The sequence below is a fragment of the bacterium genome (genome assembly GCA_040757115.1).
Taxonomy (GTDB): domain Bacteria; phylum UBA9089; class CG2-30-40-21; order CG2-30-40-21; family SBAY01; genus JBFLXS01.
In genome coordinates this window covers 1-9,680 of record JBFLYA010000141.1, presented here as the reverse complement: position 1 = coordinate 9,680, position 9,680 = coordinate 1, and the positions used below count along the sequence as shown (strand labels likewise).

At 37.8% G+C, this 9,680-nt stretch carries 8 protein-coding genes; 1 reads left to right on the top strand and 7 read right to left on the bottom strand.

Features of this window, described 5'->3' with window-relative positions:
- Positions 1 to 102: 102 nt before the first annotated feature.
- Positions 103 to 264: a hypothetical protein gene (locus tag AB1422_12485; protein MEW6620130.1), complete on the bottom strand. Its 162-nt coding sequence runs from the start codon at positions 262 to 264 to the stop codon at positions 103 to 105.
- 39 nt (positions 265 to 303) lie between these two features.
- Here AB1422_12485 and AB1422_12480 point away from each other — a divergent pair, with 39 nt between their 5' ends.
- Positions 304 to 492, top strand: a complete 189-nt coding sequence (locus AB1422_12480; protein ID MEW6620129.1) for a GxxExxY protein — start codon at positions 304 to 306, stop codon at positions 490 to 492.
- Between the two features lie 170 nt (positions 493 to 662).
- Here the strand turns inward: AB1422_12480 and AB1422_12475 are convergent, their stop codons facing one another.
- The 6 genes from AB1422_12475 to AB1422_12450 all read right to left on the bottom strand — a co-directional run bounded on the left by AB1422_12475 (position 663) and on the right by AB1422_12450 (position 9,653).
- The gene (locus tag AB1422_12475) at positions 663 to 1,121 is read right to left on the bottom strand and encodes a zinc ribbon domain-containing protein (protein MEW6620128.1); all 459 of its coding nucleotides are present in this window, start codon (positions 1,119 to 1,121) and stop codon (positions 663 to 665) included.
- A gap of 435 nt (positions 1,122 to 1,556) precedes the next feature.
- Complete coding sequence (locus tag AB1422_12470) at positions 1,557 to 1,721, bottom strand: hypothetical protein (GenBank protein MEW6620127.1); 165 nt, start codon at positions 1,719 to 1,721, stop codon at positions 1,557 to 1,559.
- Between the two features lie 88 nt (positions 1,722 to 1,809).
- Positions 1,810 to 2,682 carry a PorV/PorQ family protein gene (locus AB1422_12465; protein ID MEW6620126.1) on the bottom strand — a complete coding sequence of 291 codons (873 nt, stop codon included), beginning with the start codon at positions 2,680 to 2,682 and terminating at the stop codon, positions 1,810 to 1,812.
- Positions 2,683 to 2,965: 283 nt separating this feature from the next.
- Entirely contained in the window at positions 2,966 to 3,373 is a 408-nt protein-coding gene (locus AB1422_12460) for a hypothetical protein (protein MEW6620125.1), read from the bottom strand.
- Between the two features lie 126 nt (positions 3,374 to 3,499).
- The gene (locus AB1422_12455; GenBank protein MEW6620124.1) at positions 3,500 to 3,613 is read right to left on the bottom strand and encodes a GxxExxY protein; all 114 of its coding nucleotides are present in this window, start codon (positions 3,611 to 3,613) and stop codon (positions 3,500 to 3,502) included.
- A 145-nt stretch (positions 3,614 to 3,758) separates the two neighbouring features.
- Entirely contained in the window at positions 3,759 to 9,653 is a 5,895-nt protein-coding gene (locus tag AB1422_12450; GenBank protein ID MEW6620123.1) for a hypothetical protein, read from the bottom strand.
- Positions 9,654 to 9,680 lie beyond the last annotated feature (27 nt).

Here is a 9,680-nt window from a genome sequence, read left to right as displayed (position 1 = left end):
ATCTTTTTTGCATAATTCTTTCCTCCTTAAAATTTCTATGCCCACGTGGAATTATCGTCATTTTATCAGCAAAACTTTAGAAAAAACTGTGAAAAAATTTACTTAACACAGTACTAGCATAAAGGTTGAAATAGTGTAAGAAAAGGAGATATGGGGATTATGGAGATAAGGAGATAAATTCATTCTAAAATTTTGGAAAGGACTATGAATAATCTCCATATCTCCCTTTATCTCCTTATCCCCTTTTTTACACCAAATCTGCATAGATTTCACTATTAGCGTTATCTTCAGACACCACCAGAAATTGGGAAACACAGATTGGATATTCTTGTAGAAAGCAAGGTAATAGTAGAACTAAAAACGGTGGAGGAATTAAGCAAAGCTCATTATGCTCAGGTTCGCTCTTATTTAAAAGCTACAGGTGTAAAGGTGGCTATTCTTGTAAACTTTGCTAAAGAAAAGGCAGATTTTAGAAGAGTGGAATTAGAATAATATCCCCTTATCTCCTTAATCTCCTTATCTCCTTTTCTTACACCAAGCAGTGGAGTATAATTTTGTTTTCCCAGGTCAACTTATTTCACAGGTCGAAAATCATCAGACTTTTGAGCCTAATTTTGCCATCTTTGAGCAAAATAAACAGATTGATAAGGATTCAGATAGCCTCAATGGCTCCTTAAATTAACGAAACTCCAGTTAAAGATAGCAGGAGTCAAATTTGTTTCATGAGGCTCTTGAATCGAAAGGCGGCAAATTTCTTGCCCATTAGATTGTCTAAGGATATGCACTATACCATCTTTTGAACAGACAAAGATATAGCCATAGGCAGTAGTTAAAGAGGAGAAGACTTCGGCATTTATGTTTGTCTGCCATTGTAGGTTTAGTTCTTCAATTTCTGGGGGGGAATTCACCGGAGAGAAACCAGTAAGTTGAGGATTAGCTTTGTACATCTTATAATCCGGGCTTTCTTGTAATTCCCTGCCACACTTATGGCAGAATGTAGCTAAATTCCTGTTTGTAGTTCTACAGATTGGACAGAGAATAATCTTTTCATAGCAAGAGGGGCAAAAATTTGGTGCAGGTTCAACTTCTCTACCACATTTAGGATAAGGGCAATTAACCATCAGCAACACATCTCCTTTTATTTACTTCCCTCCCTTTTATTTTCAAATCTTTTAAACCCTGTTGAAGTTATTATAATAATCTTTTTTGAATTTGTCAACTAAAACTTTTGCACGAAATTAAAAGTATAGCCAGTTATTCTCTCTTTTTCTCTTCAAAGAAGGCTCTGGATAAATTATGATGCATAGGAAAAGGCAATTATTCAGCCACAGATGGACACAGATGAAACACTGAAAATTCGTAATCCGTGTCCGTTTTCCGTGTTTGTAATCAGGCTGAAGGGCTTTTCTCCTCCTAACTTCCACCCCCTTAATCCCCCGCCAGCAGGGGACAACTTGCTTCTGACCTCTGTCTTCTATCCTCTGCCTTCTGCCCTCTGTCCTCTGCCCTCTGTATTTATCCGTGCTAATCCGTGTGAATCAGTGGCTGAATAGTTACTAAAAATCATAGGAATAATAAAGGGTAATGCCCTTTTCCTTTACATATTCCTCTGCATCTGGTTCTGATATCATATGGGTAACAAGGATGGGAAATATTTCTTTCCCTACACCTTTAAGTCTTTTAAGCTTCTTTTTTATAAACTCATCTACCTTTATGGACATTTAATTCATTCCTTTCTTCACCTTCTCTGTTTCCTCCTCTGTCCTCTGTCTTCTGACTTTTGTCTTCTTTTCTTCATCTACACAATAATTAAAACTTTATTGTTGCAGAGATACGGTGGGAATAATCGAGGTCATATTCTTTGATGCGATAGAAGGCATAATCTAATTCCCAGTTGTAAAGCAGAAATCCTACTCCATAAGTCCAATCCCCATCATCATTACCTAAGCGAACTAACATAGTGCGGGTTATGGCATATTCACCACCAAAATGGAATTGATATGAATTTTTCTCTTTGTTGACTTCTTTTTTCTTTTCCATATCAGCCGCTATGCCTACTCGGTCATAATACACCTTTGTTGCTGCACCCATTCTCAAAGTCGCAGGGACAGATTCATCTTTTAAATCAGTAAACACATTTCGAGCCATCATTCCAAAAGAAAGGTTATTCAGAAAGGCAATATGTTGTGTTGTATAAAGTAATCCCAGATCATACCCAAATCCACCGCCACCACCTATCTCAGAGTCTATTCTTAATCTTTTAATATTTACCCCACAGGAAAGTTCAGGCATAATCTTACGGGCAAGAGACAACACAAAGATATTTTCTGACATATCAGATTTTTTATATGTTTGTCCCCTACCCTCTTCTAATTCTGCTCCCTGGTGTATCCAGCTAACACCAAACGCACCTGTCTGACCTGTTGGTATGGCTAATGATGAGAAATCAATACTTGCTTCCTCTATACTAAAAGGGTTCACATGCATAAATGCCGCTTCGAAGGTTTTAATTTGAGTTAATCCGGCTGGATTCCAGTAAACGGCATTGACATCATCTACCATAGCCACAAAAGCCCCACCTATACCTTGCGGTCTGGCACCTAACTGTAAGTCTATTGGCAGACTAAGACCCTCTTCTACAAAACTTAAGAAAATAATGAGAGTCACTAACCATTTTGTCATCGGAATCACCTCACTTATTTCAATTTCGGTTACCTTGCACTTCATTTGGGTAAATAGTTACTACAATTTTTCCACCTGTGCGATTAGACTAATTCATCGCAGAGACGCAAAGGAAAAATAAATGTAAAATGTAAAATAGGAAATGAAAAATGGGAAATTTTAGTACTTCGCAAGACTCATTACCTTTCAGTTATACATTTTCATTTTACATTTCTCATTTTACATTATCCATTTTACATTTAACCGCACAGGTGGCAATTTTTTAAACCCAAGAGGCTTCAGATTAATATTCATTATACGGTGTACCGGCTATATCTTTTTCTGTATGGTTTATCTTTATATCACCTGTCAGAGAATTATAAACATATCCACCTACTTTGCCATCTCCTGTTGGTTTAAGGTCGCCTGATTCCACAACCGTTACCTGATTACTGTCATTACCTTCCTTAATAGATAGTTTAAGCATTACCTTTGGAATTGGGGATAGGTATCTTTTAAACGCCGGCACATCTAAATTCTCAGGGAATGCCCTACTTGCGGTAGCATACTCTGCGGCTGATACAATTTGTAAAGTTCGTCTGATAGTCTGAAGATTAAACTTTGTCACTGTATCTCGGGTAAAATTGATTGGGAGAAGAATAGTATCGGTTACCGCTATCCCCATCTTCTTAAATAATTCTAAAATAAACATTTACTCCTACCTCCTTTTTTTCTACGAATCTTTGCAGGAAATCACAGATAATTCCTTGTTGTTAAAGATTTCACGCAAAGAATCGCAAAGACCTCACGCAAAGAATCGCAAAGGTTCACAACTTATTTACAATTCCTTGACTTCTTCGTAAAGTAAAGGTATTGGAACTTGTGTTTTAACATTCATTCCTATTTTTATAAGGTCATAGGCTAAAACATTCTCATATACTGACTCTAACAAAACCTGGTCCTAATTTTTTATGGATTTCTAAAGCAACACCGATGATTTTATATGATATCTCATTCTCTGTCATAAGTTCGTTCAACCTTTTTTGCGTCCTTTTGCGCTTCTTTGCGTCCTTTGCGTGAAATTCTTAAAAGGAACTTTACTTCACCACTCCAATTGGTTTAGTTTTCACATAAGTGCTACCATCTGTGAAAGTTATAATTACCTGATAGATATAAATCCCACTACCGACATAATTCCCAAAATCATTCATTCCATCCCAACTACCTAAATTAACACTCGATTGTCCTTTCTTATCCCTTAAAGACTGGTCTTCTGTTATTACCCGCACTAAGTCCCCTGAAAGGTCAAATATGCGGACAGTAACTTTGCTTGTATTATTTGGTAAATCAGCCATAAATTCTGTTACTTCACCAAACTTAAATGGATTTCTATTGATATAAACTGCTGGTTGTGTAGGTGGCGGAGCAGTATCTATCCCAAGGTCATAAATCGTGAAGTGATTAACATAAACCCAAATTGTATTATTATTGGCATCTACAACACCACCTACTTTAATCCAATCATGCCTTTCTTCATCCCAGAAAAATATCTTTAATTCACTCTCATCAATCGGTCTTCCTACTTTGGCGGCAAATCGTTCAAGGTCAACATCAGTATAAACAAAAACCATCTTAACTGGCTGATAAAATACTATCCCTGAAGGACCAAATTCATGCGGAATACCTAATAATTGGATATTATCGTTCACTGGTTTCTTTTCTGCCTCTATCTCTGCTGGTAAGGTATTAATACTAATATTTATAACAACCAGTAATGCATTAGATGGAATTTCTACCTTAGTGCCATCAGGATTTTCGACGACACCACCTGCCTCACCAACTGGTTTAGATACCTTACCTTCTATCCGATAAAGGACAACTGTCTTACTACCGACATTGCCAATTTCATCCTCAACAAAAATAGTTACAGGATTTGTTCCCATTTCTACCGGCACATGATTAAAGTAAAACCCACTATCTACCATAATAACTTTATTGCTTATTATATTCCCACTCTTCCACCAGACTAATCTTGCCTCCCCTGTAATAGACCCAAATATTTCTATCTCTGCCACATAAATCTCTAATCTACCATCCTTTTCTACTGGTTTTGGTCGGATATTTTGTGAAATTGTACCTAAAACTTCCGGCGGTTGATTATCTAAAACAACTGCCACTGTATCTGAACCAAATAGATTACCTTTAGTATCATAAATATTTGCGTGGATTATCTTAGTCCCACTGGTACAGGTATTGGCTAAACTTATTAGGTGTATAAGCTTATAAATTCCATTACCCATATCACTCATCGTTACCGTACCAGAAACTGTGCTATCAAGGTTGAATAGATTAATTATACAGGCAGTAAAACTACCATTTTGTGGAAGAGTATAGGTAAATATTATTGTATCCCCATTCTTTACTTCATCTGGTTGAGCAGTAAATACACCTGTAGCAAGATTGTTGAGGTCAATGCTAATATGCCTTTCTGTAATATTATTCGCCTGGTCTGTGGCAAAAACTGGAATGGAATATTTACCATCACGAATGGTATTATTCAGACTAATTGTATAGGTTATTGTATAAGTTCCATCATTATAAGCCCTTGTTTCAGAGCCAACCTGATAGGTACTATCTATATCTGAAAAATCTGCCCGTAAGGTATAAGAACCAGAATCTAATTTAATCGTTAGAATGATAGTCTCTCCATCTTTATAAATATCCTTGTTACTATCAATAGAGTAGAATACAGGTGGTTTATTGTCTATAAATACAGTTTGAGTGCCCTCGTTATAATTATTAGCCCGGTCTGTAGTCTTTATTGTAATCAATCTTTCTATTTCTATATTAGGGGAAGTATCAGATAGGGTTACTTGTGCGGTATAAGTATCGCCATTATGACTCATTACCTGATTAGCCTCTCCTCCTATATTGCTTGCATCTAATAGCACCTGAGAAATACCTGACGGTGTCCCTGTCTCAGTAACTTCTACTTTGATGGTCACAACATCTCCTTCTTTAACCCGTGTTTGTCCAGTTGGATATATAACATTAATAGTCCCAATAGTTGGTTTTGTGCGGTCAACAAAGAATTTTGTAGTGGCAGTGGCCTGATTTAGCGCCGCATCTTTAGCAATAATAGATATGGTATGTGTTCCGTCAACAAAGCCAGTAATTGTCCCAAAAACATATTTGGCAACAATAGTATCATAGGTATAAGTGCCTATATTCTTATCATCTAACATACACCTAATTTCTATAATCTTAACCCCTGTAATATTATATGCAAGTCCACTAATACTAACAGTGCCTTGATTGGTAATTTCAGCTGGGGCTTGTGTAATCTCAACAATTAACCCTGTTCTGGAATAAATAAATTTGGATATTGCTACCTCTCCCCAGTTGCCAACTGAATCCATAGATTGAATAAAGACTGTATGTTCCCCTTCTTCCAATCCAGAGACATTAATCGTCCCTGTAATATCTGACTGTAACCGTCCTCGTGATAAAATTGTCATTGTCGCATAATTGGGTGTATTTGTGCCATAGTATGTATCTATCCAATATCTTACCTCTATTGGTGCATTGTATTCATCTGTTACTGTCCCCGTAATTACTGGCGATTTATTGGTTATCTGAGGTGTAATTTGAATATTAGAAAGCATAGGTCCTTGTGTATCAACTAAAAATGTAGTAGAAGTCGATAGACCAATATTGCCAGCGGCATCTATTGCGTGGGCGGTAATGGTATGTGTCCCTTCTGGTAATTCTACTAATATGATACTAAATGCCTCTGTCCCAGAATCAAATTTGCCATCGTTAGACTCTGCCTGAATCCAACTGCCAGAATCTATACGATACTCTACTCTAACTATTTGACTTAGGATATCGGTTGCTGTCCCAGTAATGATTATATCATTCTTTACTTGAACACTGATTATCCCATTGAGAGTAGTAACAGGTAAAGTTGTATCTAAAATAATGCTATCGCTTATCGTCCCGGAATTCCATCTGACAACATCCACTATCTGATAATAAACCGTCCGTATCCCATCTCCTCCAGTTAAAGTAACAGTGGTAGTTGTCGCTCCACTGGTCAATGTGCCAATATTTATCTGACTCCAGGTCTCTGTCCCATCCTCTCGATACAACAATCTCACTACCCCACTCATATTATCACTATACTCCAATAGGATACTCACGCCTGTCCCTGTGCTGTAAATATCTCCTGCCTTGATGGTAATTGCCCCAGCTGGTGCTGTTGTGTCAAGAATGATGGAATCATAGTATATCGCTGTCTTCCCTGATATATCCTTTACCTCCATCCAGACTGTCCGTGTCCCATCTGTTAATACCTCTGTTGGCTTTAATCCAAAATCAAGTTGCCAGGTTAATGTCCCCATAGTCGCTGTGCCCCATTCACTCCATATATCTCCATTATTAGTGAACCGCATCTGGTCTATATCTATTGGCAACCCACTTATCACCAGAGCAACCGTAGTTGCTGTGGCATATTCTTCTCTCCTATCCTGTCCAAGTATCGTGATTGTGCCTGATGGTGCTGTCTTATCATACAATATGGTATCGGTGTAAGTTGCCATATTGCCTGCCTTATCTTTAACCTGCATATGCACTGTCCGTGTCTCGCCACTACCTTCTGCCGATAACATCCATGTCCGCATATCGATTATATCCTGCCACACCGTCCAGAAGGTATCTACCTCATTCCTGAATCGTATCTGGTCTATGCCACTACCTGCACCATCGTCATACTCAAACCCGGTTAAGGTTACATTCCTCGTGGTGGTATAGGTGGCATCGTAGTTAATCGTAAATCTCCCATAAGGTACAGTCAAATCAACTACAAAAGTCTTACTTCCATAACCAACATTAGTTGTAGTGTCTGAACCTGCTACTATAATCGTATTTGTCCCTTCGTCAACACCAGGAGGATTAATTATCTCAAACTCCTCCTTTAATTCATCATACATCCCATCGGTAGGTGTCCCTATCAATACCCAACTCCCTGCATTAACTTTATATGATATTCCTTCTATCTTAGCCGCTGTAGATAGCACATAACCAGTAATAGTAACTGACTTAGTCGCCCTTGGGTCTGGAACTATATTAGATATATAGACTAATAATTCTGTCCTCGAATATCTAAATGATACCTCTGTCACAGGTCCCCAGTTACCAAAATCATCCTTTGCCTGAAGATAAACTATATGTATCCCATCTGTTAAACTTTCTACATTTATTGTCCCATATATATCTGATGTTAATGAACCTGGAGAACCAATTGTCATTGTCCCCCAAACTGGTGTATTAGTACCATAATATTTATCAAGATAGAAATTAACCAATACCGGTGCATTGTATTCATCTGTTACTGTCCCTGTAATCATTGGTGAAATATTAGTAATTGGTGGTGTAATCTGAACATTAGTTACCACAGGTCCATGAGTATCAACACTGAATGTTCCAATAGCTAACTCACTCTCATTACCTACTGCATCTATAGCCCTTACTTTTATTGTATGAGTCCCTTCTTCAAGATTGGACAATTTTATAGTAAATGATTCTGTACCTTCATCAAATAATCCATCGTTTGACTCCGCAGGAAGCCAGATATTACTATCATCTAAATCATACTCTACATGAATTACTGAAAGTTGGTCTGTGGCTGTTCCCATTATAGTTAAGTAATTCACTGTTAATCGAGGAACAATAGTCCCAAGAAAAACTGTAGGAGTCCCCTTATCTAAAGTAACTGTAGTCCACGGCTCTAATACTATTGCAGGAGTTGATGGGTCGTATACATATCCAAATATCTTATATGACCCATCAGCAACCGTATTTGAACCAGAAATTGTATGAGTTCCTGTATATACACCATCATTGGCTACTTCATCCGGTGGGATAGCATCATCATGTAAAGTAATAGTGGCAACTGCCTGATTATCAAGCACCTGAATTCTATAGAGAGGAATAATTGCTACTAATCCTGCTTTAACACCTAAGTATGTAAAGGTTATTGTATCTCCATCTCTTACTACATTCGGTTCTGCAGTTAAACGCTGAACTGGAGTCTCATTCTTTAACTCAAGACTTATACTTAATTTATCAATATTTGCCGCTTGGTCTCTTGCACTTATCCAGATAGAATACGCACCATCAGGATGAGTATTTAAACTTCCAATAGTATATCTAATCGTATATGTTGCTCCGTCTAAAGTAACCTGTTCCATTCCTATCCGATAAGTACTATCAATAGGAGAAAAATCAGCCGTTAATGTATATGCAGCCGAATCCATAGTTACTGTCAATCTTATCTCATCTGTATTCATATAAGTAGGTTTATTAGAAGTGATAGTGCCAAATTCAGGGTATTTATTATCTATGAATACCACACTGGTATTTGTTCCTGTATTTAATGCTTTATCCTGAGCAGTAATAGTAAATAATGCCAAAGTTTCTGTCCCTGCTGGAGTTCCAGAAAGTATAACTTGAGTGGTATAAACTCCAGCTCCGTCATAATTCATCGGTATATTCTTCTGTCCACACAAAAGTGTGGCATCAAGAGTAACCTCAATAATTCCTGTCCCTGCATCAGTAATCTCTGCTTTAATAGTAACTGCATCACCTTCTTTTGCCCGTGTCTGAGTTCCTTGAGGATAGATTATAATAGTAGGATAGATAATGGTTATTGTTCCTACAACTGGTCGCCGAGTATCAACGATGATACTATCCGTAATCGTCCCACTTATCCAGCCTACGATGTCCTTTATCTGATAATAAATAGTCTGTGTGCCGTCTGCGGATAATTCGATAGTCGCTGTTTGTGTCGGTGTCCCCCAGGACACTAATATTAACCCGGCACTTGAAGTCCCATACCTTATCTTATCTACTCCACTCATCTGGTCTGCATAAGTAAAGCTAAGGGTTACTGTTCTGGTTGCCACATAGGTATCATCATTATTGATAAGCACTCTGCCGCTTGGGCTTGCCCGATCAAG

Excerpts from the sequence above, each read along its gene's own strand:
- AB1422_12485 (MEW6620130.1), bottom strand. The coding sequence starts at position 264 with ATGCAGATTTGGTGTAAAAAAGGGGATAAGGAGATAAAGGGAGATATG.
- AB1422_12475 (MEW6620128.1), bottom strand. The coding sequence starts at position 1,121 with ATGGTTAATTGCCCTTATCCTAAATGTGGTAGAGAAGTTGAACCTGCA.
- AB1422_12470 (MEW6620127.1), bottom strand. The coding sequence starts at position 1,721 with ATGTCCATAAAGGTAGATGAGTTTATAAAAAAGAAGCTTAAAAGACTT.
- AB1422_12465 (MEW6620126.1), bottom strand. The coding sequence starts at position 2,682 with ATGACAAAATGGTTAGTGACTCTCATTATTTTCTTAAGTTTTGTAGAA.
- AB1422_12460 (MEW6620125.1), bottom strand. The coding sequence starts at position 3,373 with ATGTTTATTTTAGAATTATTTAAGAAGATGGGGATAGCGGTAACCGAT.